This is a genomic window from uncultured Friedmanniella sp. (assembly GCF_964244005.1).
GTDB lineage: Bacteria > Actinomycetota > Actinomycetes > Propionibacteriales > Propionibacteriaceae > Microlunatus.
Genome location: NZ_CAXTHG010000027.1, coordinates 23,605 through 48,192, shown reverse-complemented (window position 1 = coordinate 48,192; position 24,588 = coordinate 23,605). Strand labels below are relative to the sequence as shown.

The 24,588-nt window shown below is 71.3% G+C and carries 22 protein-coding genes and 1 tRNA gene; 13 read left to right on the top strand and 10 right to left on the bottom strand.

The window, feature by feature from the left end; all coding sequences use genetic code 11:
• Positions 1–68 precede the first annotated feature (68 nt).
• Positions 69–995, top strand: coding sequence for an ROK family protein (locus ACFE76_RS16070; RefSeq protein ID WP_375432775.1), 927 nt, complete (start codon positions 69–71; stop codon positions 993–995).
• 78 nt (positions 996–1,073) lie between these two features.
• Here ACFE76_RS16070 and ACFE76_RS16065 read toward each other — a convergent pair whose 3' ends face one another.
• Positions 1,074–1,529, bottom strand: coding sequence for a hypothetical protein (locus ACFE76_RS16065; protein WP_375432774.1), 456 nt, complete (start codon positions 1,527–1,529; stop codon positions 1,074–1,076).
• Between the two features lie 159 nt (positions 1,530–1,688).
• Here ACFE76_RS16065 and ACFE76_RS16060 point away from each other — a divergent pair.
• Together ACFE76_RS16060 and ACFE76_RS16055 are read left to right on the top strand one after the other, a co-directional pair.
• Positions 1,689–1,762, top strand: a tRNA-Val gene (locus ACFE76_RS16060).
• Positions 1,763–1,833: 71 nt separating this feature from the next.
• Entirely contained in the window at positions 1,834–2,589 is a 756-nt protein-coding gene (locus tag ACFE76_RS16055; RefSeq protein WP_375432773.1) for a hypothetical protein, read from the top strand.
• Positions 2,590–2,674: 85 nt separating this feature from the next.
• Here ACFE76_RS16055 and ACFE76_RS16050 read toward each other — a convergent pair whose 3' ends face one another.
• Both ACFE76_RS16050 and ACFE76_RS16045 read right to left on the bottom strand, forming a co-directional pair.
• Positions 2,675–3,532: an aldo/keto reductase gene (locus ACFE76_RS16050; RefSeq protein WP_375432772.1), complete on the bottom strand. Its 858-nt coding sequence runs from the start codon at positions 3,530–3,532 to the stop codon at positions 2,675–2,677.
• 4 nt (positions 3,533–3,536) lie between these two features.
• Positions 3,537–3,992, bottom strand: coding sequence for a nitroreductase family deazaflavin-dependent oxidoreductase (locus ACFE76_RS16045; protein ID WP_375432771.1), 456 nt, complete (start codon positions 3,990–3,992; stop codon positions 3,537–3,539).
• A gap of 84 nt (positions 3,993–4,076) precedes the next feature.
• Here ACFE76_RS16045 and ACFE76_RS16040 point away from each other — a divergent pair, with 84 nt between their 5' ends.
• Entirely contained in the window at positions 4,077–5,027 is a 951-nt protein-coding gene (locus ACFE76_RS16040; protein WP_375432770.1) for a serine/threonine dehydratase, read from the top strand.
• Between the two features lie 103 nt (positions 5,028–5,130).
• Here the strand turns inward: ACFE76_RS16040 and ACFE76_RS16035 are convergent, their stop codons facing one another.
• Both ACFE76_RS16035 and ACFE76_RS16030 read right to left on the bottom strand, forming a co-directional pair.
• Complete coding sequence (locus ACFE76_RS16035; protein ID WP_375432769.1) at positions 5,131–5,595, bottom strand: peroxiredoxin; 465 nt, start codon at positions 5,593–5,595, stop codon at positions 5,131–5,133.
• Entirely contained in the window at positions 5,592–5,969 is a 378-nt protein-coding gene (locus ACFE76_RS16030) for a DUF3052 domain-containing protein (RefSeq protein ID WP_375432794.1), read from the bottom strand. Before ACFE76_RS16030 ends, ACFE76_RS16035 begins: the two co-directional genes overlap by 4 nt.
• A 433-nt stretch (positions 5,970–6,402) precedes the next feature.
• On the opposite strand from ACFE76_RS16030, the gene aceE reads away from it, so the two are divergent.
• Positions 6,403–9,165: a pyruvate dehydrogenase (acetyl-transferring), homodimeric type gene (aceE, locus tag ACFE76_RS16025; protein ID WP_375432768.1), complete on the top strand. Its 2,763-nt coding sequence runs from the start codon at positions 6,403–6,405 to the stop codon at positions 9,163–9,165.
• A gap of 215 nt (positions 9,166–9,380) precedes the next feature.
• On the opposite strand, the gene ACFE76_RS16020 is transcribed toward aceE, so the two are convergent.
• Positions 9,381–10,130: an inositol monophosphatase family protein gene (locus ACFE76_RS16020; RefSeq protein WP_375432767.1), complete on the bottom strand. Its 750-nt coding sequence runs from the start codon at positions 10,128–10,130 to the stop codon at positions 9,381–9,383.
• A gap of 36 nt (positions 10,131–10,166) precedes the next feature.
• Positions 10,167–11,207 (bottom strand): PHP domain-containing protein, encoded by a 1,041-nt coding sequence (locus ACFE76_RS16015; protein ID WP_375432766.1) that lies wholly within the window; start codon positions 11,205–11,207, stop codon positions 10,167–10,169.
• Between the two features lie 50 nt (positions 11,208–11,257).
• Here ACFE76_RS16015 and ACFE76_RS16010 point away from each other — a divergent pair, with 50 nt between their 5' ends.
• The 8 genes from ACFE76_RS16010 (at position 11,258) to ACFE76_RS15975 (ending at position 19,080) form a co-directional block, all read left to right on the top strand.
• The gene (locus ACFE76_RS16010; RefSeq protein ID WP_375432765.1) at positions 11,258–12,487 is read left to right on the top strand and encodes a PucR family transcriptional regulator; all 1,230 of its coding nucleotides are present in this window, start codon (positions 11,258–11,260) and stop codon (positions 12,485–12,487) included.
• Between the two features lie 201 nt (positions 12,488–12,688).
• Complete coding sequence (locus ACFE76_RS16005; protein WP_375432764.1) at positions 12,689–13,906, top strand: acyltransferase domain-containing protein; 1,218 nt, start codon at positions 12,689–12,691, stop codon at positions 13,904–13,906.
• Complete coding sequence (locus ACFE76_RS16000) at positions 13,906–14,925, top strand: beta-ketoacyl-ACP synthase III (RefSeq protein WP_375432763.1); 1,020 nt, start codon at positions 13,906–13,908, stop codon at positions 14,923–14,925. The genes ACFE76_RS16005 and ACFE76_RS16000 overlap by 1 nt, the downstream gene beginning before the upstream one ends.
• 62 nt (positions 14,926–14,987) lie before the next feature.
• Positions 14,988–15,233: an acyl carrier protein gene (locus ACFE76_RS15995; RefSeq protein ID WP_375432762.1), complete on the top strand. Its 246-nt coding sequence runs from the start codon at positions 14,988–14,990 to the stop codon at positions 15,231–15,233.
• A gap of 91 nt (positions 15,234–15,324) precedes the next feature.
• Positions 15,325–16,584 (top strand): beta-ketoacyl-ACP synthase II, encoded by a 1,260-nt coding sequence (gene fabF, locus ACFE76_RS15990; protein ID WP_375432761.1) that lies wholly within the window; start codon positions 15,325–15,327, stop codon positions 16,582–16,584.
• An 82-nt stretch (positions 16,585–16,666) separates the two neighbouring features.
• Complete coding sequence (locus ACFE76_RS15985) at positions 16,667–18,055, top strand: acyl-CoA carboxylase subunit beta (RefSeq protein ID WP_375432793.1); 1,389 nt, start codon at positions 16,667–16,669, stop codon at positions 18,053–18,055.
• Positions 18,056–18,490: 435 nt separating this feature from the next.
• On the top strand, positions 18,491–18,754 hold the full coding sequence (locus ACFE76_RS15980; RefSeq protein WP_375432760.1) for a hypothetical protein: 264 nt from the start codon (positions 18,491–18,493) through the stop codon (positions 18,752–18,754).
• Between the two features lie 29 nt (positions 18,755–18,783).
• The gene (locus tag ACFE76_RS15975) at positions 18,784–19,080 is read left to right on the top strand and encodes a hypothetical protein (protein WP_375432759.1); all 297 of its coding nucleotides are present in this window, start codon (positions 18,784–18,786) and stop codon (positions 19,078–19,080) included.
• Between the two features lie 294 nt (positions 19,081–19,374).
• On the opposite strand, the gene ACFE76_RS15970 is transcribed toward ACFE76_RS15975, so the two are convergent.
• The 3 genes from ACFE76_RS15970 to ACFE76_RS15960 all read right to left on the bottom strand — a co-directional run bounded on the left by ACFE76_RS15970 (position 19,375) and on the right by ACFE76_RS15960 (position 24,533).
• Complete coding sequence (locus ACFE76_RS15970; RefSeq protein WP_375432758.1) at positions 19,375–20,727, bottom strand: PQQ-dependent sugar dehydrogenase; 1,353 nt, start codon at positions 20,725–20,727, stop codon at positions 19,375–19,377.
• A gap of 27 nt (positions 20,728–20,754) precedes the next feature.
• Complete coding sequence (locus ACFE76_RS15965; RefSeq protein ID WP_375432757.1) at positions 20,755–21,624, bottom strand: hypothetical protein; 870 nt, start codon at positions 21,622–21,624, stop codon at positions 20,755–20,757.
• A 197-nt stretch (positions 21,625–21,821) separates the two neighbouring features.
• Positions 21,822–24,533 (bottom strand): hypothetical protein, encoded by a 2,712-nt coding sequence (locus tag ACFE76_RS15960; protein ID WP_375432792.1) that lies wholly within the window; start codon positions 24,531–24,533, stop codon positions 21,822–21,824.
• Between the last annotated feature and the right edge of the window lie 55 nt (positions 24,534–24,588).

Below are 24,588 nucleotides of genomic sequence, written 5' to 3'. Positions count from 1 at the left end.
CCACGACCTCAGCGGCCACGGCGCGGGCCGTAGGCTCGCCGGCACCGGCTGGACAGAAGGGGTGGGCGATGAGCGAGCAGGTACTGGCGGTCGACATCGGCGGGACGAAGATCGCCGTCGCGGTGGTCGACGAGACCGGCGCCATCGCCACCGAGGTGGTCCGGCCGACGGTGGCGTCGTCGGACCCGGACGCGGTCTTCGCGCCGGCGGCGGAGGCTGTCCGCGAGGCCCTCGGTGCGTTGCGTGATCCAGGCGACCCGTTGCGGGTGGGCATCGGCTCGGCCGGACCGATCGACGGCCCCGGCGGGACCATCTCGCCGGTCAATATTGCGGCCTGGCGAGGTTTTCCGGTGGTCGACCGGGTGGCCGCGGTCGTGACCGAGGTGGTCGGCGGCCAGCCCCGCGTCGGTCTCGCCGGCGACGGGCACTGCTTCGCACTTGGCGAGCACTGGCTGGGGGCGGGTCGTGACGTCGACTCGATGGTCGGCCTGGTGCTGTCCACCGGGGTCGGTGGCGGCGCCGTGCTCGACAACGTCCTCTTTGCCGGGACGAGCGGCAACGCCGTGCACCTCGGTCATGTCAGCGTCAACGCCTGGGGGCCGCGCTGCGTCTGCGGTTGCCACGGGTGCACCGAGATGTACGCGCGTGGGCCGGCCATGGTCGCGCTAGCGCAGGAACGCGGCTGGCGGGGCGGCGACGACGCCAAAGCGCTGACCGACGACGCCCGGGAGGGTCACCCGATCGCGCTGGAAGTGATCGACCACGGGATGCGGGCGCTCGCGGCGGGGATCGCGACCACGGCGACCGAGCTGGACGTCGCGACCTTCGTCCTGGGCGGCGGGGTGTCGAAGGCCGGCGAGGTGATCTTCGAGCCGCTCCGGCGGCACCTGCGCGACTTCGCCGTGCTGGATTACGTACGCGACCTGGAGGTGCGGCCCGCGGTGCTGGAGAACGCCGGCCTGCTCGGCGCGGCCGCGCTGGCGTTCACGCTCTAAGCGAGCCTCACGCGCAAGACGGTGCGACATGGTGCCGCGAGTACGCGGCACCATGTCGCACCGTCTTTGCCCTGACCCTCATTCTTCTTCGTCGCGCTGCAGCTCTTCGATGGTGACGAGCCGGTCGTTCCCGCGGGAACGCCGGACCGGCCAGTCGCTGACCCAGATGATCACCGATGCGGCGAGCGAGCAGGCGAGCGCCAGCACGGGGCCGACCACCGATAGCCAGACCACGCCGCCCCCGATCGCGACGAGCGCTGCCACCAACACCAGCCGGGCCCCGGCGACACGACCGTGCCGGGCCCGCCAGGCCACGTAGACGACCCAGGGCACCATCGCCGCCAGCACCACGACCCAGGCGAAGCGCGACATCGGGCCGTTGAAGGCGCCGGCCGCGAGCCGGGCCATGGCGGTGAGGCTGAGCAGGCCGGTGAAGGCGCCGAGCAACAGGGCGAGCGAACGCGAGCCAGCCGGTCGGCGCGCCGGTTCGCCGGTCACCACGTTGCCGGCGGCGGCAGGGCTGAGGGTCGGCACAGCTCACTCCTCGGGTCGCGTCTGCACGGACTGGGGGCGTCCGTGGTGCGGCCCAACTTAGACCAGTTGAACGGCTCCGAACGACAACGACGGGCATGTCGGCCCGTCGCCCACGGTTGGCGGCGGTGGGCGATCCCACTACTCTGAGCCGTCGGCCCGGGGAGCATAGCTCAGCTGGTTAGAGCACCTGCCTTACAAGCAGGGGGTCGGGGGTTCGAGTCCCTCTGCTCCCACTGGAGGCCACCGACGGCCCGCCTCGCCCCCAAATCGTCGTTTCCCGGGTCGACCAGGAAGGGTGGAGGGCATGGCCAAGAAACCCGCCGTCTCCGACGAGCAGATCACCCGCGCCCTCGCCCTCTACGCCGTCATGGTCGGCCACGTGCTCGCCAACCCGCAGCGTTGGCTCGGACTGGACGACGAGCCGCCACCCTCGGCGAGCTTTCCGCTCAAGGCGCTCGACGCGTTGCGCGACCGTGCGTTCGGTGACGTGACGCCCGCGTCCGAGCACTGGGGCGACCTGCCCGTACAGAAGCGGGTCGACTGGTGGGTGACCCGGATCGGGATCAGCGCCGGTCTGGCCGCCGCGGCCCCGCGCTTTGCCGGTGCGCTGGCCGACCGGATCCCGCTGCAGGCCGCCCTGGGCGCGTCAGCCGCGGGTCTGTCCGTCTGCGCGACCGCCCGCGAGCATGGAAAAGCTGAGCCGGCGGACTGGGTGCCGCTGCTGGCTCAGGTGCTGTTCGACCGTCAGCTCACCGCCGCCGCACCGGTGGTGCCGACGGCCGAGGAGGCCGAGCAGGAGCTGAACGCGGCCGACGAGACCGAGGCCGAGGCGAGCGCGGTGGCCAAGGTCGGCCGGGGCGCCGCCCGTGCAGCTCGGACGCTGTGGCGGCTCGCCCGGGCGTTCCTCGGCGTCAACGCCCTGCTGGACGAGCGGCCACGTGGCGGCCTGTTCTCCCGGCTGGTCGCCAAGGTCCCGGTGGTCGGCGTCGCCGGTGGCTGGCTCGACGAGCGCGGCGGCATCCGCAAGGCGTCCCGCGAGACGATCGCGCTGCTCGGCTGACGACGCGGTCGCCCAGGCACCCCTGTCACCCCCGAGGCATCCCCTGCTGGCGGTGCCTCGGTTGACGTACGGGGTGCTTGGTGCGCTACACGAAGAGCGGTTCGAGGCCGAAGGCGGACTCGAGCGCGCGCATGTCCTCCTCCGACGGCCGGCCGGTGAACCGCTCGGCAGCGTCGAGGACCAGGGGCAGGATGTGGATGTCCCCCACGGTGTTGAGGAAGACCCCGTCACGGCCGAGCACCCAGGCCACGGCCGTGTCGATGGCCGCCTGGTCGCGCAGCGGCTCGTACCAGGTCGCGGCCGTCTGCTCCCGGTCACCCCAGGGTGCCCGCGTGATCGCCTTGATGGTCTGCACCGCCACGCCACGCTCGCCGCAGGTCGCGGTCAGCGCCTCGAAGTCGGCGAGGTAGGCCGCGTTCTGGCTCATCGGGAAGTTGTAGGGCAGCAGCACCGAGTCAAAATCGAACTCGGCCAGCGACCGCAGGTGCTGGGCGGCGACGGTGACCCCGTGGCCGGTGACGCCGATGTGGCGGACCAAGCCCTCGTCGCGAGCCCGGACGACCGCCTCGAGGACGCCGCCAGGGGCGAAGGCCGTCTGCCACTCGTCCTCGGCGACCAGGTTGTGCAGCTGGATCAGGTCGACGTGGTCGGTCTGCAGCCGCTCGAGCGAGGAGTTGATCTCGGCGTACGCGGCCTCACTGGTGCGCTTCTCGGTCTTGGTGGCCAGGAAGTACTCGTCGCGGTGCTCAGCCAGCCACGGCGCCAGCCGCAGCTCGGCCTCGCCGTAGCTCGCGGCCGTGTCGAGATGGTTGAGGCCGTGCTGACGGACCAGCTCCATCGTGGCGTCGGCCTCGTCCTGGGTCACCGCGCTCAGCGCGGCGGCACCGAAGATGATCCGGGTGCTGTCGTGGCCGGTTCGGCCGAACGGAATCGATTCGATCATCTGCTCACTCCTTGGGGTCGGTCCGCTCGGCGAGCAGGATCGGGATCAGCCGGTCGGTCTTGCGCTGGTACTCCGCGTACGCCGGGAAGGCCTCGACGGCGCGCTGCCACCAGACGTCCCGCTCCTCTCCGCTGAGCTCGCGCACGTGCGCGTCGAACGGCTCGGGCCCGTCTTGAACCACCAGCGCCGTCGGGTCGGCGGTGAGATTGTGGTACCAGACCGGGTGCTGGGGCGCTCCGCCCTTCGAGGCCACGAGCAGGTAGGCGCCGTCGTGCTCGACCTTCATCAGCGGGGTCTTGCGCAGCTTCCCGCTCTTACGCCCGCGCGTGGTGTAGATGACCACCGGCAGACCGGTGTCGCGAAGCGTGTTGGCCTCACGGCCGCCGGTCGCCTCGTACCGCTCGACCTGGTCGCGGACCCACTGTTCCGGGCTGGGCTCGTACTCACCTTCCAGGGGCATGGTCGCATCCTAGGCCGGGCCGCCACTCCGGTTGGCGCGAGGCCCGGGCGCGCGCGTGAGGTTCGGTGCGTCGATCATGGAAAGGTGAGCTCCGTGGTGCCGACCCCCTCCGCTGTCACGACGACCGCCCTTCCGACGACGGCCGACGTGCACGCCGCGGCAGCCCGGCTGCGGCCCTACGTCCGGCGAACCCCACTGCTCCGGGTCGCCTTCGACGGCCGCCCCCTGGTGCTCAAGCTCGAGCAGCTGCAGCTCAGCGGGTCGTTCAAGCTGCGGGGCGCGTTGAACGCGGTGCTCGACGGCCACGGGCACGACCACGTGGTGACGGCGTCCGGCGGTAACCACGGGCTCGGCGTCGCGACCGGCGCGAGCCTGCTCGGCATCACCGCGACCGTCTTCGTCCCCGAGTCCGTGCCTGAGATCAAAGCCCGGCGGATCGCCGCGACCGGCGTCCGGCTGGTCCGGCACGGGCGGACCTACGCCGAGGCGGCCGCCGCTGCGGCCGAGCTGGCCGCCCAGCCCGGACACCGCTACATCCCCGCCTACGACGACCCGCTCGTGGTCGCCGGCAACGGCACGGTCGCCGCCGAGGTGGTGGACGAGGCACCCGAGGTCGACACCGTGGTGGTCGCGGCCGGCGGCGGCGGGCTCGCGGCCGGTACGGCGCTGGCGATCGGGTCGCGGCTGTTGGTGGCGGCCGAGCCTGAGCGCTGCCGGGCGTTCCATGACGCGCTCGAGGCCGGCCATCCGGTGGACTCAGCCGTGGAGTCCGTGGCGGCGTCGGCACTCGGCGCGACCCGGGTCGGTGAGGTGCCCTACGCCGTTCTGGCCGCCCGCCCGCCGAGCCAGCTCGCGTCAGTCCTGGTCAGCGAGCAGCAGATCCTCGACGCCCGGGAACGACTGTGGGAGGAGTGCCGCCTCGCCACCGAACCCGCTGCCGCCGTACCGCTGGCTGCCTGGCTGGCCGGGCTGGTGCCCGGGGACCTGCCCTGCCTGGTGATCTGCGGCGCCAACGCCGAGTGGACGCCGCTCTGAGGTCAGGTTTGCCAGCGGGAGAGGAAGCGCAACCCCTTCGGGGCCTTCGACAGGCTCAGGGCGCGTGACGGGCCCTTCCGCCCCCCTGCAGGTCTGGTTCGAGTCAGGCGGCGAGGGCGGCGAGGTGGTCGGCGATGTCGCGGGGTTCGCCGATCCCCTGCGAGATCGCCCAGGTGATGACGCCCTCGGCATCGAGCACGAACGAGCCGCGGCGGGCCACCCCGACGACGTCGTCGAACACCCCGTACGCGGAGGCGATCGCCCCGTGCGGCCAGTGGTCGCTCAGCAGGTCGAAGCCCAGGCCCTCAGCCTCGTCGAAGGCGCGCAGACTGAACATCGGGTCACAGCTGACCGCGAGGACCCGCGCACCGACACCGGAGAACCGGGCCAGGTCGTCGCGGACCGCGCACAGCTCGCCGGTACAGATGCCGGAGAAAGCCCAGGGATAGAAGATCAGGACCGCCGGTGCGCCGCGCAGGTCGGTGAGGGCGACGTCTTGGCCGTGCTGGTTGCGGGTCCGGAAGTCGGGGGCCGCCGCACCGACGGCGGGTACGGACGGTGACGTCACCGGCGCGTGCCCTTCGGCCGGACGAGCTTGGTCGCGGCCCAGTCCGAGGACACCGAGGCGCTGGTCGTGAGGGCCAGACCGGCGGTCACCGCGGCCTCAGCCAGGTCGGTCGCGTCGACGTAGCCGTCCCGGCCCACCTTCGGCGTCATCAGCCAGATGTAGCCCGCGTCAGTCAGGTCGGGCAGGGCGTCCACCAGGCCGTCGACGAGGTCGCCATCGCTCGCCCGCCACCAGAGCAGCACCAGGTCGACGGCCTCGACGGCCTCTTCCACGAGCTCGTTGTCGACGGTGTCCTCGATCAGCACCCGGACGTCGTCGTCGACGTCAGAGTCCCAGCCGAGCTCCTGAACGACCATGCCGCGCGTGAGGCCCAGCTTGTTGGCCGGGCGAGGCTCGACCTCGGTCCCGCTGACCGCGACGGCTCGTTCGTCCTCGAACGCACTCACCGTGACCGCCGTGACCGTCCCGGCGCCTCCAGAACGAACGCTTCTGGAACGCGAGAACGCAGCTCGCTCATCTCGGTGTGAAGCCTCCTCGTCCTGGGCCCCCGCGGCGGGGACGCTGACCCCACCTTGCCAGAGGACCCAGCCTCTAGGAAACCCCTCCCCCTCGACGAGGTGCTGCAGCCAGGCGGCCGCCACGTGGTCGTCGTCCGCCCCCGTACCGGTGCGCGGCCGGGGATGACAGGATCGGGGCTGGCAGGATGGGAGTGACAGGATGGGGCGTCGGGCGATCACCGACCCCCAACACCTAAGATCCACAGGCGTACGCCGGCGTCACCATCGCTGGAGATCGTGAGGAGCAGGCATGGCTAAGCCCGGAACCCGTCCGGCCATCACCGCGGAGGGACTGCTCAGCCAGCTCCCGGACATCGACCCGGACGAGACCGCAGACTGGCTCGAGTCCCTCGACGGACTGCTCGACGAGAAGGGCAGGAACCGCGCCCGCTTCATCATGTTGAAGCTGCTCGAGCGCGCCCGCGCGGCCGCCGTCGGGCTGCCGGCCCTGCGCAGCAGCGACTACATCAACACCATCCCGCCCGAGGCCGAACCCTGGTTCCCCGGCGACGAGCACATCGAGCGCCGGCTGCGCGCCTACATCCGCTGGAACGCCGCCATCATGGTCAGCAAGGCCAACCGCAAGGGCCTCGAGGTCGGCGGCCACATCGCCACCTACCAGAGCGCCGCCAGCCTGTACGAGGTCGGCTTCAACCACTTCTTCCGCGGTAAGGACGCCCCCAACGGCGGCGACCAGGTCTTCATCCAGGGCCACGCCTCCCCCGGCATCTACGCCCGCGCCTACCTCGAGGGCCGGCTGAGCACCGACGACCTCGACGGCTTCCGCCAGGAGGTCTCCCGCGGACCGGGCAACGGCCTCTCTTCCTATCCGCACCCGCGGTTGATGCCCAAGTTCTGGGAGTTCCCGACCGTCTCGATGGGCCTGACGGGGATCAACTCGATCTACCAGGCCCGTTTCAACCGCTACCTGCACAACCGCGGCGTCAAGGACACCACCGACCAGCGCGTGTGGGCATTCCTGGGCGACGGCGAGATGGGCGAACCCGAGTCCCTCGGCGCCATCCGCGTCGCCTCGCGGGAGGGCCTGGACAACCTGACCTGGGTGATCAACTGCAACCTGCAGCAGCTTGACGGGCCCGTCGTTGGCAACGGCAAGATCGTGCAGGAGCTGGAGTCCTACTTCCTGGGCGCCGGCTGGCACGTGATCAAGGTCCTGTGGGGCCGGGACTGGGACCACCTGCTCGCAGCCGACCGCGACGGCGCCCTGGTCAACAAGATGAACACCACCCCGGACGGCCAGTTCCAGACCTACCTGGTCGAGGACGGCGCCTACATCCGCAACAACTTCTTCTCCGACCCGCGGCTGAAGAAGATGGTGTCGGGGATGAGCGACGACGACATCAAGGTCCTCTCCCGCGGGGGGCACGACTACCGCAAGGTGTACGCCGCGTTCACGGCCGCCACCGAGCACGTCGGGCAGCCCACCGTGATCCTCGCCCAGACCGTCAAGGGCTGGACGATCGACGCACTGGAGGGCAAGAACGCGACCCACCAGATGAAGAAGCTGACCACCAAGGACCTCAAGGCCTTCCGGGACCGGCTCTACCTCGAGATCCCCGACAGCCAGCTGGAGGACCCGTACAACCCGCCGTACTTCCACCCCGGCCCCGACTCCGACGAGATCACCTACCTGCAGGACCGCCGCCGCGCGCTGGGCGGCTACCTGCCCGAACGCCGGGTCAAGCCGCTGGAGCTCAAGCTGCCGGGCAACGAGGTGTACGCGCCGCTGCTGGAGCCGGCCGGTGAGAAGACCAAGGTCGCCACCACCCAAGCCTTCGTCCGGTTGCTGCGCGACCTGATGCGGGACAAGGAGATCGGGCACCGGATCGTCCCGATCGCCCCGGACGAGTTCCGCACGTTCGGCATGGACTCGATGTTCCCGACGGCGAAGATCTACAACCCGCACGGCCAGACGTATGAGTCGGTGGACCGCAAGCTGCTGCTGTCGTGGAAGGAGAGCACGTCAGGTCAGCTGCTGCACGAGGGCATCTCCGAGGCCGGCGCCATGGGCTCGACCATCGCGGCCGGTTCGTCCTACGCTCAGCACGGCGAGCCGATGATCCCGTTCTACATCTTCTACTCGATGTTCGGGTTCCAGCGGACCGGTGACTCGATCTGGGCGATGGCCGACCAGATGGCCCGCGGCTTCCTGCTCGGCGCCACCGCCGGCCGGACGACGCTGACCGGCGAGGGCCTGCAGCACGCCGACGGGCACTCCCCGCTGCTGGCCAGCAGCAACCCGGCGGTCGTGCACTACGACCCGGCGTTCGCGTACGAGATGGGCTACATCGTGCAGGACGGGCTGCGTCGGATGTACGGGCACGAGGACCCCGAGCACCCCGACGGTGAGAACCTCATCTACTACATCACCATGTACAACGAGCCGGTCTCCCAGCCGGGGGCGCCGGAGAACCTGGACGTGGAGGCGCTGCTCAAGGGCATTTACCACTACGCCACCTCCCCGCTCGAGGGAGACCACCCGCGCTCGCAGATCCTCGCCTCGGGGATCGGGATGCCGGCCGCGCTCAAGGCCCAGCAGCTGCTGGCTGAGGAGTGGGGCGTGGCCGCCGACATCTGGTCGGTGACCTCGTGGAACGAGCTCCGCCGCGACGGTCTCGACGTCGAGCGCTGGAACCTCAACCACCCCGGTGAGGAGCGGCGCCACCCGTTCGTCACCCAGGCGCTGCACGGTGCTCCCGGACCGGTCGTGGCGGTCAGCGACTACATGCGCGCGGTCCAGGACCAGATCCGGCCCTGGGTGCACCAGCCCTGGTGCTCACTCGGCACCGACGGCTTCGGCTTCGCCGACACCCGGGCCGCGGCTCGCCGCTTCTTCGAGGTCGACGCCGAGTCGATCGTGGTCGCCACGCTGCAGACGCTGGCCCGCGAGGGCCACTACGACAGCGACGCCGCCAAGAAGGCGTACGACCAGTACTCCCTCGGCGACCCCACCGCCGTCGCCCACGTCGCACAGGAGGGCGCCGGCGCCTAGCCGCCGGCGCGCCTCACCACCGCCCCGGGGTTCCTCATGACCCCGGGGCTTGGCACCGCCTGGACGGTCACTTCACAGGCTCGCGGGCGACCTCACATGCGCTCGCGGGGCTGCAAAGACGGCCGCGAGCCTGTGAAGTGACCGTGGAGGGTGGGCCCGGGCGCAGTGCCGGGCTCCCGGGGCGCCTAGGGCGGCCCCGGGCCGAGCGCCCCTGGTCAGCCTCGCAGGGCGGTACGGGCGTCGGCAACGGCCTGTCGGTTGCCGGCGAGCTGCCAGGTGGTGGCGCCGACCGTGACCTGTTCGGCCACGCCGCCGGCGCCGATGACCAGCGCGGCGCCGGGATACCAGTCCCAGGGGTGCAGGTTGCCCTGCAGGAAGACACCCAGCCGGCCGCTGGCCACGCCGCCGAGGTCGACCGAAGCCGAGCCGAGCATCCGGACGGCAGCCGCCGCCGAGGTGGCCGCGTTCCAGGACGCGGTCCGGACGGCGTCGTGGGTGTAGCGGGGGTGGAAGTAGGTCGCCACGGACACCCCGGCCAGCGGGCGGTCCTCGAGCGGGGCGACGGGCACCCCGTTCAGCGTGGTCGGCCGGTCGCGGCCGCCGACCCACAGCTCGTCGCGGGCCGGGAAGTAGACCGCGCCGGCCAGCGGCCCCTCGTCATCGACCAGGCCGACCGCCGAGCACCAGTACGGGATGCCGGACAAGAAGTTGTACGTCCCGTCCACCGGGTCGACGTACCAGGTGCGGGAGCCCGGCCGGGAGTGGCCTTCCTCACCGATCAGGCCGTCCTCGGGACGCTGCTCGTCCAGCCGGGCGACGACCAGGTCCTCGGCCGCGTGGTCGGCCGCCGAGACGACGTCCGAGACCGAGGTCTTGTACTCGGTCTCGAGTCCCTCGTCGAGCATCCGGGCGGCCAGCAGGCCAGCCTCGCGTACCAGGTCGGCGGCCAGGGAGAAGTCGTCCACATCGGTCACCCTAATCGAGCGCGCGCAGCGGCCGGCTCAGCCGCCGCCGCACCAGGCCAGCAGCCGCTCGACCGGCCAGGTGTTGATCACCCGGTCGGCGTCGAGACCGAGGTCCTCGGCGCGGGCGCAGCCGTAGATCTGGAACTCCAGCTGTCCGGGCGCGTGCGCGTCGGTGTCGATCGAGAACACGCACCCCATGTCCATCGCCAGCCGCAACAGCTCGTCCGGCGGGTCGCGCCGTTCGGGCCGGGAGTTGATCTCCACGGCCACGTTGAAGGTGCGGCAGGCCTCGAAGACCACCTCGGCGTCGAACACCGACGGCGGCCGGGTGCCGCGGTCGCCCTCGATCAGCCGGCCGGTGCAGTGGCCGAGCACGTTGGTCCGTGGGTTGACGATGGCGCCGACCATCCGGTGCGTCATGGTCTCCGAATCCGAGCGCAGCTTGGAGTGGACGCTGGCCACCACCACGTCGAGCTCGGCGAGCAGCGCGTCGGTCTGGTCCAGCCCACCGTCCTCCAGGATGTCGACCTCGATCCCCTGCAGCACGCGGAACGGAGCCAACCGCGCCGCCAGCTCGCGGGTGACCTCGATCTGCTCGCGCAGCCGCTCGGCGGTGAGCCCGTGCGCGACCTTGAGCCGCGGCGAGTGGTCGGTGATCGCGCAGTACTCGTGCCCGAGGTCGCGGGCGGTGGTCATCATCTCCTCGAGCGGGCTGCCGCCGTCGGACCAGGTGGAGTGCACGTGCAGGTCGCCGCGGACAGCCGCCCGCATCCCCAGCCCACCCTCGACCAGCGGTTCCCGGGCGTCCCGCAGCTGCTGCAGGTACGCCGGCACCTCACCGGCCATCGCCTGGCTGATCACCGTGGCGGTCTTCGGCCCGACGCCAGTGACGGTGTTCCAGCTGTGCGCCGTCTGGTGGGCCGTCCGCTGCTGAGCCGTCATCGCCGCCACCGCGTCCGCGGCTGCCCGGTACGCCTTGACCCGGAAGGTGTCCGACCGCGAGCGTTCAAGCAGGAAACCGATCTCGCGCAGGGCGGCGACAGGGTCGCCCGGCGGCGGCGCTTCGAGCTCGCTCACGCGTTCCTTCCCAAGTCGGACCGGGACCGGCCCGCACTACAGTTCAGCCTATGGCCGTGTCCACCAGGGGGATCAACAAGTCCCTGCTCCCCTCGGCGAAGGCCCGGGCCACCATCGCCAAACGGCTCTCCGGCGCGACCGGCGCGATGACCACCGCCACCATCGCGGAGATGGAGCAGCGGCACTCCTGGTTTCGCCGGCTCAGCGCCGAGCACCGGTCCTGGGTCACCCTCGTCGCGCAGGCGGGCATCGACGGCTTCGTCCGCTGGTTCGCCGACCCCGACCTGAGCGGCCCGGTCACCTCGGAGGTGTTCGGCTCGGCGCCGCGGGAGCTGGCCCGCAAGATCTCGCTGTTCCAGACCGTCGAGCTGGTGCGCACCACCATCGAGGTCGTCGAGGACCAGATCGACGAGGTCACGCCCAAGACCGACCGGCCGATCCTGCACGCGGCGATCGTCCAGTACAGCCGTGAGGTCGCCTTCTCCGCCGCCGAGATCTACGCCCGGGCCGCGGAGATGCGCGGCGCCTGGGACGCCCGGCTGGAGGCCCTGGTGGTCGACTCCGTACTGCGTGGCGAGACCGACGAGACCGTGCTGTCCCGCGCGTCCACCCTCGGCTGGCGCTCCACCGCCGCGGTCGTGGTGGTCGTCGGACCAGCACCGACGGGTGAGCCAGCCCCCGCCCTGGAAGCAGTCCGGCACGCCGCCGCCATCGCCGGCGCCGACATGCTCGGCGCCGTCCAGGGCGACCGGATGGTCGTGGTGCTCGGACACGCCGACCTGGCGTCGGCCGAGCGGGCGCTCACGGTCGTGTCCTCCTTCACCGGCAACTTCGGCCCGGGGCCGGTGGTGATCGGACCGGCCGTGGAGCACCTGATGGAGGCCGCGACCAGCACCCGCGCAGCGCTGTCCGGCTTTCGGGCCGCCGCCGGCTGGCCCGAGGCCCCGCGTCCGGTCGCGTCCTCGGACCTGCTGCCCGAACGGGCGCTGTCGGGCGACGGGCACGCGCGTCGGGCGCTCGCCCGCGACCTCTACGACCCGTTGGTGGCGGCCGGGGGCGGGCTGCTCGAGACCCTGGTGACCTTCCTGGACGCCGGGCTCTCGGTCGAGGCCGCCTCCCGCGGGCTGTTCGTGCACGCCAACACGGTCCGCTACCGGCTTCGCCGGATCCACGAGGTCACCGGCTACAGCCCGACCGACCCGCGCGACGCGTACGCGCTGCGGCTGGCGCTCACCCTCGGCCGGCTGGTCCACCGGTCCGCCGCGACTGCCGAGGCCTGACCGCGAAGGAAACCGGTCGCTGGTCAGAAACCGCACCTCCACTGCGGCGTGTCGCTGGCGTTCGGGACAGTTCACGGGGGAACAGCCGGCCACGGCACGGTGACGGCTTCATGACCGTTGTAGGAACCCGACAAGACTCGCCCGTGAGTTTGGTGGTGTCCCTGCACGGGTTCGAGGCTCAGGTCACGAAATAGTAAAGACGTGCTCGCGATCGTCGCGCCCGGACAGGGCGCCCAACAGCCAGGGTTCCTGCAGCCCTGGGTCTCAGCGTCTTCCTTCGCCGATCGGCTGGGCTGGTTCTCCGCCGTCTCGGGTCTGGACCTCGAGTACTACGGCACCAAGGCAGACGCGGAGACCATCCGCGACACCGCGGTGGCGCAGCCGCTGCTGGTGGCCGCCGGCCTGCTGGCCGCGCTGGAGCTCTTTCCCCATCCGGCCGACGCCTTCCCCTACCTCGGCGTGGTCGCGGGCCACTCCGTCGGTGAGATCACCGCTGCGGCCGGCGTCGGCGTGCTGTCGGCCGAGCAGGCGATGGTCTTCGTCCGCGAGCGGGGTCGCGCGATGGCCGAGGCCAGCGCCGTCACCCCGACCTCGATGACGGCCGTCATCGGCGGCCAGCCCGAGGAGGTGCTGGCCGCGCTCGCCGCGCAGGGGCTGACGCCCGCCAACGCCAACGGCACCGGTCAGATTGTCGCCGCCGGCACCGTCGACCAGCTCCAGGCCCTGGCTGCGCACCCGCCGGCGCGGGCGCGGTTGATTCCCCTCAGCGTCGCCGGCGCCTTCCACACCGTGCACATGCAGCCCGCGGTCGAGCGGCTGACCACCCTTGCCCGCGGCATCTCCACCCACGACCCCCGCACCCGGCTGCTCTCCAACGCCGATGGCCAGGTGGTGCACGACGGTCAGGACGTCCTACGCCGGATCGTCGGCCAGGTGGCCTCTCCCGTCCGCTGGGACCTCTGCCTGGCGGCGATGGCCGACCTCGGCGTCACCGGCCTGCTCGAGATGCCGCCAGCCGGCACGCTGACCGGGATCGCCAAGCGCAACCTCAAGGGCGTCGAGCTGTTCGCCCTGAACACCCCCGACCAGCTGGAGGAGGCGATGGCGTTCGTCCGCGCGCACGGCGGCGCGACCTCGGCCTCACCGATCGCCGGCAACCCCACCTGGCGGCTCGTGGTCTCCCCCGGCAAGGGGCAGTTCACCCGGACCGAGGACATCGAGCTCGACACCGTGCTGCCGCTGCACAGCACCGTCGGCATGGTCAAGAACCGGCGCGACGACATCGCGGTCAGCGCGCCCCACGGCGGCATCGTCGTCGAGTGGCTGGTCGAGGACGGCGACCCCGTCTCCCCAGGCCAGCCCCTGCTGCGGTTGCACCCGACCGTGGAGTCTGCCGACGCGACGGAGGTCACCCGCTGATGAACCCGACACTGAACGTCTCCCGCGGCGCCAAGTACTCCCGGATGCTGGGCGTGGGTGGCTACCGGCCGCGGCGGGTGGTCGACAACGCCGAGATCATCACCTACATCGACTCCTCCGACGAGTGGATCCGGACCCGTTCCGGCATCACCGAGCGTCGCTGGGCCAGCGACGACGAGACGGTCTCGATGATGAGCCAGGCCGCCGCCCGCAAGGCGATGGAGCGCGCGGGCGTCGAGCCGGGTCAGATCGACACCGTGATCGTCTCGACGGTCACCCATCTGCACCAGACGCCGGCTATCGCTACCACGATCGCCAGCGAGCTGGGGGCCAAGAACGCTGCCGCGTTCGACATCTCCGCCGCCTGCGCCGGCTTCTGCTACGGCACCGCGATGGCCGACTCGTTCATCCGGACGGGTGCGTCGAAGTACGTGCTGGTGATCGGGGTCGAGCGGCTCAGCGACCTGACCGACAAGCACGACCGCTCGACGGCGTTCATCTTCGCCGACGGCGCCGGCGCGGCCGTGATCGGTCCGAGCGACACCCCGGCCATCGGCCCGGTGGTGTGGGGGTCCGACGGCGACCAGGCCGACCTGATCGTGCAGAACGAGCCCTGGACGACCGCGATGGACGGCTCCGCCCACGACGACGGTGAGCCGCACTGGCCCAGCTTGAGGATGAACGGCAACCCGGTGTTCAAGTGGGCCTCGTACACGATGGCCAAGACCGCCGCCGAGGCGATGGACGCCGCCGGCGTCCGGCCCGAGGACCTGGAGGTCTTCGTCCCGCACCAGGCCAACATGCGGATCACCGACGCGATGTTCAAGGCGCTCAAGCTGCCCGCCGGCGTGGTCGTCGCCCGCGACATCGCCCGGACGGGGAACACCTCCGCCGCCTCGATCCCGCTCGCCATCGAGGCCCTGCTCGAGTCCGGCGAGGCGCACAGCGGCCAGACCGCGCTGATCATCGGCTTCGGGGCCGGCCTGGTCTACGCCGGTCAGGTCATCCTGCTGCCGTAGCACAAGATCAACACCGACCAAGATCAACACCGAGCAAGATCAACACAAGGAGAGATGCGCAGATGCCCACCACCGAAGAGGTCCGTACCGACCTGGCCGACATCGTCAACGAGGTCGCCGGGGTCCCCACCGACGACGTCCAGCTCGACAAGTCCTTCACCGACGACCTGGACGTGGACTCGCTGTCGATGGTCGAGATCATCTACGCCGCCGAGGAGAAGTTCGGGGTCAGCATTCCCGACGAAGAGGCCAAGAACCTCAAGACCGTCGGGGATGCCGTCGCCTACATCGAGCGCGCCGCCTCCTGACCGCCGCCGATGATCATGGTCCGGGGAGCACCCGGACCATGATCATCGTCGAAGTTCCACACCGTCCAGACCCAGTACCGCAGGAGATCAGATGCCGCAGACCCGTGTGGTCGTGACCGGGATCGGGGCCACCACCCCGCTCGGTGGCGACGCCCCCAGCACCTGGGAAGCCCTGCTCGACGGCCGCTCCGGCGTCCGCCGGATCAACAAGCCGTGGGCTGAGGACCTGCCCGTCAAGATCGCGGCCACCATCGCCGTCGAGCCGACCGACGTCCTGGACCGGGTCGAGGCCCGGCGGCTGGACCGCTCGGCCCAGTTCGGTGTGATCGCCGCGATGGAGGCCTGGGCTGACGCCGGCTTCGGCCTGCAGGAGGACAACCCCGTCGACCGCACCCGTCTCGGGGTGGCCATCGCCACCGGCATCGGGGGCCTGAACACCCTGCTCGGCCAGTGGGACATCCAGCAGGAGAAGGGCTACCGCCGCGTCAGTCCGCTCTCCATCCCGATGCTGATGGCCAACGCCTCCTCGGCCAACGTCAGCCTGCGGCTTGGCGCCCAGGCCTTCGCCACGACACCGGTCTCGGCGTGTGCCTCGAGCAACGAGTCCCTCGCCCACGCCCTCGACCAGATCCGGCTGGGTCGCGCCGACGTGGTGCTCGCCGGCGGCACCGAGAGCGTCATCCACCCGATGCCGATCGCCTGCTTTGCCCAGATGCAGGCGATGAGCCGCCGTAACGACGAGCCTGAGCGCGCCTCCCGGCCGTGGGACGTCGACCGGGACGGCTTCGTCCTCGGCGAGGGCGCCGCGATGCTGGTCCTGGAGACGCTCGAGCACGCGCAGGCCCGCGGGGCCCGGATCTACGGCGAGCTCGCCGGCGCCGGCATCACCGCCGACGCCCACGACATGGTGCAGCCCAACCCGACCGGGGAGACCCAGGCGCGGGCCATGACCTTCGCCCTGCGCGAGGCCGCGCTCTCCCCCGGCGACATCGTGCACGTCAACGCGCACGCCACCTCGACCCCCCAAGGCGACCTGACCGAGCTCAGCTCGATCCGGCAGGCGCTCGGCGAACAGACCGAGGCCATCGTCAGCGGTACCAAGTCGATGACCGGCCACCTGCTCGGCGGTGCCGGCGCGCTGGAGTCGCTGGCCACGCTGCTGGCGCTCTACCACCGCCAGGTGCCGCCCACCATCAACCTGGACAACCCGGAGGCCGACCTGCGGGTCGACGTGGCCACCAAGGTCCGGGACCTGCCCAGCGGCGACCTCGCCGCCATCAACAACTCCTTCGGCTTCGGCGGCCACAACGTCGCGGTCGCCTTCACCAACGCCTACCGCACAGGAGCCTGACGTGACCGCGACCATCCCGGCACCCCCGATCACCGCCGAGACCCCGAAGCCCGCGGCCCCCGGGCGCGACACCAAGGTCAAGCTGCCCCGCGACCAGGACCCGCGCAACCCGAACTACCGGCTGGCCGCCCTGCTCGACCCGGGGTCGGTCGAGCTGATCACGCCCGACGACGACTCGGGCATGCTGGCCGCCGTCGGCACCATCAACGGCTGCCGCGTCGTCGCCTTCTGCTCCGACGCCACCGTGATGGGCGGGGCCATGGGGATGCAGGGCTGCGACGTCGTCGTCCAGGCGTACCAGCGGGCGATGCGCGACCAGATCCCGATCCTCGGCATCTGGCACTCGGGCGGCGCTCGGCTGGCCGAGGGGGTGCTGTCGCTGCACGCCGTGGGCCTGATCTTCCACGCGATGACCCAGGCGTCGGGCAAGATCCCGCAGATCTCGATCGTGCTGGGCTTTGCCGCGGGCGGGGCCGCGTACGGGCCCGCGCTGACCGACGTGGTGATCCTCGCGCCCGAGGGCCGGATCTTCGTCACCGGCCCGGACGTCGTCCGCTCGGTCACCGGTGAGGACGTCGACATGTTGCGCCTCGGCGGTCCCGACACCCACGGCCGGCGCTCCGGTGTGGTCCACCTGGTGGCCGAGGACGAGCAGGACGCGCTCGAGCAGGGCCGCCGGATCACCAGCCTGCTGGCCGACCAGGGTCAGACCGCCGTCGACGTGGCCGACACCGACCTGGCGGCCCTGCTGCCGGAGTCGCCGCGGCGCGCGTACGACGTGCACCCGCTGATCAACGGCGTGCTCGACGAGGGGTCGACCGTCGAGCTGCACGCCCGCTGGGCGCCGAACGTGACGGTGGCGCTGGGCCGGCTCGGCGGCCGAACGGTCGGCGTGGTGGCCAACAACCCGCTCCGGCTCGGCGGCTGCCTGGACTCCCTGAGCGCCGAGAAGGCCGCGCGGTTCGTCCGGATGTGCGACACGTTCGGGGTCCCGCTGGTCGTGCTGGTGGACGTCCCGGGCTACCTGCCCGGAGTCGGCCAGGAGTGGGACGGCGTCGTCCGTCGCGGCGCCAAGCTGCTGCACGCGTTCGCCGAAGCCGTCGTGCCGCGGGTCACGCTGGTGACCCGCAAGGCGTACGGCGGCGCCTACATCGCCATGAACGCCCGCTCCCTCGGGGCGACGAAGGTCTTCGCCTGGCCGGGAGCCGAGGTCGCCGTGATGGGTCCGATCGCCGCCGTCCGCGTCCTGCACCGGCGCAAGCTGGCCGCCGTCGCCGACGACGTCCGGCCCCAGGTCGAGGCCGAGCTCGCCGCCGAGCACGAACGGATCGCCGGCGGGGTGGAGCGTGCGGTGGAGATCGGCGTGGTCGACGAGATCGTCAGCCCGGCCGTGACCCGCTCGGCCGTGGCTGCGGCCATCCGCGACGCCGACGCCGGACAGCGCGGCTCGCACACCAACATTCCGCTCTGACCTGGCCGACCTGTCAGCGCCGGTGGCTGCGATAGCGACCACTGACGCTGACAGGTCGGAATTCCGTTGACTATCGGCCAGACGATGGCGGTAGCGATTGCGATGCTCCCGCCGGTGGTGCAAGTTGGTTGGTGACTAGTCACCTCCATCCACACCACTCCAGTGAAAGCCGAGGTTATTCCTGATGGTCAAAGCAGCAGTTTTCTGCAGGTGATGTCGTGATACCTGACTGGTCGAGCCGTCAGGCCACAACCCGTCGGGGTCCGGGCTAACCACACCCCGTGTTGATCATCCCGATCGCCCTCGTGGTCGTCCTGGGACTCGTCGCCGCCTGGTACATCTCGTGCCGGCGGCACGGTCTCTACCCGACCGTGTCGATGCCCGCTTGACGTCCGCCGGCCACTACCGCGCCGAAGTCCGCTGCCGTAGCCGCCGGTGGAGCTGGAGGTACTCCGCTCCGGTCAGCGCGGACGGCAGCGGGAAGACGGGGAGTCCGCGGCCTTGCTGACCTCCATGTTGCAGATCTTCCGGCACAAGGGCGGCGCCATCCTCGTGGCGACTTACGACATGTTGCGGGCCGAGGTGAGCTGCGACGAGATCGGCCTCATCAACCGGGGCTCGATGGTCGCCACAGGTTCGCCGCGGAACTTGTGCGAGCAGTTCCAGGCCCGGGATCTCGAAGAGGTATTCCTTCAGTGAGGAAAAGGGAAATGAACCGATCAAGCAGAATGTTGATCGCCGCTGTCAACTCAGCCGTGTGCGCGGCCTGCGCCGTGTTCCTGGCGTGCGTGGCCACCGGCGGGCTCGCGCTGGTCTCGGGATCGGCCTCCCTGCCGGGAATCTTCACCGCCTCGAGCGGACAGCTGAACGGCATGCCGTACCTCGACTTCCGGCCCCGGAGCGGAGGGATCGTGACAGTCATCGTCACCGTCACGCTGCTGGGAAGTCTCCTGGCGTGGCGCCGGCAGGATCGACCGCCGGGCAGGTCGGCCGATACGGTCCGCCGGGCCGACCGGACCCGGTGACGGTGTCTGCGGCCCCGTCCGGCTCGCCCGGATCCCACGTCCTCCTCGTCGCCCAGATCTCCTCCCGCATGTGGCTGCCGCAGACGGCTGAACGGCAGCAGGATCACCTTGGTGGTCGGCGCGACCTACGTCGCCCTGTCTCCGCAGCGCCAGCGGTCTCGCTGGTGGCCGCATCGGCCTGCTGGTCGTGGGGTCGGCCCACCTCGGCTGCCTGCTGTGGCCCTCGGGCGACGGGCTCGCCCTGCGTCACGCGCTGCAGGAATGGTGGATCCGGGCCGCCGCCCCGTCGCGGACTCAGCGGCCGGAAGGCACGAGCCGGTAGACGGCCCCGGCGTAGTCGTCGGTGACGTAGACCGCCTTGTCCGGGCCGACCACAGCCATCACCGGGCGGCCCCAGCGGTCACCGTCGGCGTCCTGGAAGCCGCTGAGCAGCGTCTGCTGGTTGCCGAGCGACCCGTCGCGCCAGGGGAAGAACGCCACCTCGGGCGGTCGCGGCGGCTGTCGGTTCCACGAGCCGTGGATGCCGACGAGGGCGCCGGTGCCGTACGGCTGGGGCAGCCCGGTCGCGAAGCTCAGCCCGAGCGGGGCCGAGTGCGCGCCCATCCCCTGCTCCACCGGCGGTAGGCCGGCGCAGTCCAGCTGCGTACCGTCGTCGTTGGTCTGGACGTCGCGCACGAACGGGCGGTCGGCGTAGGTGAGCGCGCTGCCGGCCACGCCGGGGTCGACGTCGGGGTCGGGGTTGCAGTACGGCCAGCCGAGGTCGCGGCCGGCGGTCAGCTTGGCCAGCGGCTCCAACGGGTGGTCCGCGACGTAGGCCGGCAGCACCTCGCCCTGGTCGGACCCGCTGTCGCCCGCCTCGAACGCCCGGTCGTAGGGGTACTGGATGTTGTCGCGGTTGTTGACGGCCGTCCAGACCGCACCGTCGGGGTCGAGCGCCAGCCCGGTCCCGTTGCGCACGCCCCGCGCGAAGACCGTCGCCGCTCCGCCGCCGGGCGGGACCCGCAGAATCGTCGCCCGCTGCGGGTCGGCGTCGCGGTCCTCGGCGGAGATGTTGCCGGTGGAACCGACCGAGACGTAGACGGCACCGTCCTCGCCGACGGCCACGCTCTTCAGGGCGTGCGCGTACGCGCCGCGGAGATCCGGGCTCTTGGCGTCGGGCAGTCCGTCGACGACCGTACGACGGTTGGAGACCTCGCCTGACCGGTAGTCGTAGGCGTCGACCCGGTTGCTCTCGGCCACGTAGAGCGTCGAGCCGGCAAAGGCCAGCCCGTGCGGCTGCTCGAGCCCGCTGACCAGCGTCGTCTGCCGCGGCGGCCCGGAGGCGGACGGGGTCAGCGCGACCACGTCACCCGACTTCGGGCGCGAGATGAGCAGCGTGCCGTCCGGCGTCCAGGCCTCGAGCCGGGCGCCGTCGACGCGCGCCCAGACGCTGACCGTCCAGCCCGCCGGGGCAAGCACCGTACGGGCGGTGCCCAGGGGTGAGCCGTCGAGCCCCGCGCCGACCGCGAGGGCGGACTCGACCAGGGCGGGTCCGCTGGTCGACGGGGCAGCCGCGGGTGGGGACGTCGGGCCGACGCTCGAGGTGCAGCCCGCCGCCAGCAGCAGGACGGCACCGCCGAGGGCCCGGACCCGGGTGCGGGAGCTCATCGGAGAACCGTAACCGCCGCCCACAAGTCAGCGGCAGGTGCCGTTGGTGACCGGCGCGCTGCCGTCGGTCACCCGGTTGTCGCAGCCCACGACGGTCTCCCGGTCCGGGTGCAGGCCGATCAGGACGCCTTCCTCGTCGTCGGTCGCCAGGTCGCTACCGACGTTGCCGGTGAAGGCGTTCCCTCGGCCCCAACCCTCGGCGACGTCGTGGTTCTGGAAGCCGTCGACCGGGGAGTGGGCCCCGGTGTTGCCCGTGATCTGCCAGTCGTTGCCCTTCGCGTCCAGCCACGAGTCGGCCCCGGTCAGGGCCGAGCCGTCGAAGGTGTTGCCGGACACGACGCCGTGACTCGTGCCTTCCTTCAGGTCCACGCTCTCGGCGGTGGTGGCCGAGATCTGGTTGTCCAGGATCAGGTTGCGGTCGCTGTGGTCGGGCTCGCTGTCGCTGATCCGGCCCCAGTTGCTGATCGCGGTGCCCACATAGATGCCTTCGCCGAACTTCGCCCGGCGGTGGCCGGTGTCCCGGATGGTCGAGTCGCGGACCACGTTGTCGCTGCTGCTCCGACGCAGGTGGACGGCCTCGTCACCGGTGGTCTCCACGGTCAGGCCCTGCAGCACGCTCTGCTGGGTGGCGTCGAGCATCACACCCTTCTGCCCGTTGCGGACCGTGATCCCGACCACCCGCCACCACGCCGCGCCGTCCAGGTGCAGCACGTACTCCTCCTTGATGCCGCCCGCGTCGAGGACCGCGCCGGCGCCACCGCAGAGAAAGATCGGCTGCTCTCGGGTGCCCTGTGCCGTCGCGACGAAGTTGCCGGCGTACGTCCCGTCGGCGAGCGCGATCACGTCGCCGGACTTCGCCGCAGCCAGGGCCGCGGTGAGCTGGTCTTCGGTCGACACCTGGGTCGTGGCGCTCGGGCAGGTCACCGGTGCCGGGCGCCCTTCGACGGGCTCAGGGACCGGGGAGGACGGCGACGGGGACGGGGGCTCCGGGGTCGGAGCGGGCGCCGCGCATCCCGCCGCCACCAACAACAGAGTTGTCAGCACCAGCGGCCGCCACAGCGACCACCCACGCTGACACGTCGGGAGCCCACGCATCAGGCCCAGCCCTGGGTACGCGGGTCGGGCGGCAGCCGTGGGTTGAGCAGGTGGGCGACCAGAGCGGTCCAACCGGTCTGGTGGGTGGCACCCAGACCCTCGCCGGTGTCGCCGTCGAAGAACTCGCAGAAGGTGGGGTGCTCGGCCCAGAGCGGGTCGTCGCTGGCCTCGATCCGGTTCCCGTCGGCGGGTCGGCGGCCGTCCACCGGGCGGAAGAGCGCGGTCAGGCCGCCGTCGATCAGGTCAGCCGCCTGGGTCAGCGTCTTCTGCTGGCCCGAGCCGGTGGGGATCTCGATCGTGAACGAGTCGCCGAAGTGGCGGCCGTAGGTCCGCAGCTTGTCGGCCAGCAGCACGTTGACCGGAAACCAGACCGGCCCGCGCCAGTTGGAGTTGCCGCCGAACATGCCGGTCCGGGACTCCCCCGGCTCGTACTCGATCGACGTGCTCTGGCCGTGGAACTCAAAGCTCACCGGCTCGGTGTAGGCCTTGGACAGCGACCGGACCCCGTACGGCGACCAGAACTCCTCAGGGTCGAACATCCGCTCGAGGATCCGTCGCAGCCGAGCCGGGTCGACCATCGAGAGCAGCCGGCGCTGGCCGCCACCGGCCCCCTCAGCGGTGGACTCGGTCAGCAGCGGCCCGACCAGTCCGGGCCGGCGCCGCTGCAGCCAGCGCAGCCGCTCGCCGACCCCTGGGCACTCGTCCTCCATCCAACGCGGCACCTCGGTGGCCCCGAGCAGCGGCAGCAGCCCGACCATCGAGCGGACGCGCATCGGGTGGGCGCGGCCGTCCGGCTCGACCAGGACGTCGTAGTAGAAGCCGTCGGTCTCGTGCCACAGCGAGATGTTCCGGCTGCCGAAGGAGCTCATCGCCCGGGCGATCTGCAGGAAGTGCTCCAGGAACTTGGTGGCCGTGTCGTCCCAGGCCGAGTCGTGGCGGGAGAGCTCGAGGGCGATCTTGAACATCTGCTGGGCGTAGAAGGCCATCCAGCTGGTGGCGTCGGACTGCTCCAGCCGGAAGCCGGGCGGCAGCGGCGCCGACCGGTTGAACAGGCCGATGTTGTCCATCCCGAGGAAGCCGCCCTCGAACAGGTTGAGCCCGGCCGCGTCCTGCCGGTTGACCCACCAGGAGAAGTTGAGCAGCAGCTTGGTGAAGATCCGGATCAGGAACGCACTGTCCCGGTAGCCGTCGATCCGGTAGACGTGCCAGGCCGCCCAGGCGTGCACCGGTGGGTTGACGTCGCCGAAGTCCCACTCGTACGCCGGCAGCTGACCGTTGGGGTGCATCGCCCACTCCCGGCACATCAGCACCAGCTGTTCCTTCGCGAACGCCGGATCGACATGAGCGAGCGGGATGGTGTGGAAGGCGGTGTCCCAGGCGGCGAACCAGGGGTACTCCCACTCGTCCGGCATGGAGATCACGTCGGCCAGCGACAGGTGCTGCCAGTGCAGGTTCCGACCGTCGGCCTGTCCCCGCGCCGCGGGCGGGGGCGGCTCGGCCGGGTCACCCTCCAGCCACTGTTCGACGTCGTAGCGGTAGAGCTGCTTGCCCCAGAGCAGACCGGCGTACGCGCGCCGGGCGACGTGAGTGTCCGCGGCGTCCAGGCCGGGGTGGATGACCCCGGCGTAGAACTCGTCCGCCTCGGCCCGACGGGTGGCCAGGGTGTCGGCGAACTCGGCCCCGAACGTCTGGTCGTCGGGGGGCGCCGCGGACAGCCGCAGCCGCAGCGTCACGGTCTCCCCCGGCGCCACCGCGTCGAAGACGTAGCGGAAACCGACCTTGGTGCCGCCGCGGCGGGCGTTGACGGCGTCCCGGACGCCGTGCACGACGTGGTCGTTGATGCCGTCCTTGGTGTAGCGGGTGGCGTTCATGCCGGTGCCAAAGAGCTTGAGCTGGTTGGTCTCGTTGTCGCAGAACATCACCTCGGGGCTGCCTTCGGCGGCGAGATGGACCGTGCCGAGGTGCTGGTGCGGCAGCGCCACCGCCGCGAAGCCCCGCTCCGAGCCGGCGCCGTCGAACGGGGTGATCGTGGAACGCCGGTCGTCGCGGCCCCAGCTCCAGGTGTTGCGCAGCCACAGCTGCGGGATGATCTCCAGCGGCGCCGGGTCGGGCCCGTGGTTGGTCGCGGTGACGGTCATGCACAGGTCGTCGGGCGACACCTTGGCGTAGGTGGTCAGCACGTCGAAGAAGCGGTTCTCGGCCAGCACGCCGGTGTCGGCCAGCTCGTACTCGCGCTCGTCGCGGCCGCGGGCGGCGTTCTCGGCGCGCAGCTGGGCGTACGGGTACTCGGCCTGGGGGTAGCGGTAGAGCCACTGCATCCAGCTGTGCGTCGGCGTGCAGTCGAGAGCCCAGAAATGCTCCTTGACGTCCTCACCGTGGTTGCCCTCGCCGTTGGCCAGGCCGAAGAGCCGCTCCTTGAGGATCGGGTCACGCCGGTTCCAGAGCGCCAGGCCGAGGTTGACGAAGCCGAAACGGTCGCAGACCGCACCCAGCCCGTCCTCGCCCCAGCGGTAGGCGCGGGCGTACGCGTGGTCGAAGGGAAAGGAGTCCCAGGCGTCGCCGCCGGCGGAGTAGTCCTCGCGCACCGTGCCCCACTGACGGCCGGCCACGTACGGGCCCCATTGGCGCCAGGGGGCAGAGGACGCGGCCGACTCGGCCAGCCGGCGGTGCTCAGCGGCGTCGGGACGCGGCCGGGGGGAAGTCTCCGACATCACGGCAGCAGTCTGCGCCCTCCGGGTTTCCGCCCCGTAACGCGAGGGTGGCCGA

Bases quoted from the DNA above. Each gene is read 5' to 3' on its own strand.
- ACFE76_RS16055 (WP_375432773.1), top strand. From the start codon at position 1,834: ATGGCCAAGAAACCCGCCGTCTCCGACGAGCAGATCACCCGCGCCCTC.
- aceE (WP_375432768.1), top strand. From the start codon at position 6,403: ATGGCTAAGCCCGGAACCCGTCCGGCCATCACCGCGGAGGGACTGCTC.
- ACFE76_RS16000 (WP_375432763.1), top strand. From the start codon at position 13,906: ATGAACCCGACACTGAACGTCTCCCGCGGCGCCAAGTACTCCCGGATG.
- ACFE76_RS15995 (WP_375432762.1), top strand. From the start codon at position 14,988: ATGCCCACCACCGAAGAGGTCCGTACCGACCTGGCCGACATCGTCAAC.
- ACFE76_RS16050 (WP_375432772.1), bottom strand. From the start codon at position 3,532: ATGATCGAATCGATTCCGTTCGGCCGAACCGGCCACGACAGCACCCGG.
- ACFE76_RS16045 (WP_375432771.1), bottom strand. From the start codon at position 3,992: ATGCCCCTGGAAGGTGAGTACGAGCCCAGCCCGGAACAGTGGGTCCGC.
- ACFE76_RS16010 (WP_375432765.1), top strand. From the start codon at position 11,258: ATGGCCGTGTCCACCAGGGGGATCAACAAGTCCCTGCTCCCCTCGGCG.
- ACFE76_RS15970 (WP_375432758.1), bottom strand. From the start codon at position 20,727: ATGAGCTCCCGCACCCGGGTCCGGGCCCTCGGCGGTGCCGTCCTGCTG.
- ACFE76_RS15975 (WP_375432759.1), top strand. From the start codon at position 18,784: ATGTTGATCGCCGCTGTCAACTCAGCCGTGTGCGCGGCCTGCGCCGTG.
- ACFE76_RS16070 (WP_375432775.1), top strand. From the start codon at position 69: ATGAGCGAGCAGGTACTGGCGGTCGACATCGGCGGGACGAAGATCGCC.
- fabF (WP_375432761.1), top strand. From the start codon at position 15,325: ATGCCGCAGACCCGTGTGGTCGTGACCGGGATCGGGGCCACCACCCCG.
- ACFE76_RS15960 (WP_375432792.1), bottom strand. From the start codon at position 24,533: ATGTCGGAGACTTCCCCCCGGCCGCGTCCCGACGCCGCTGAGCACCGC.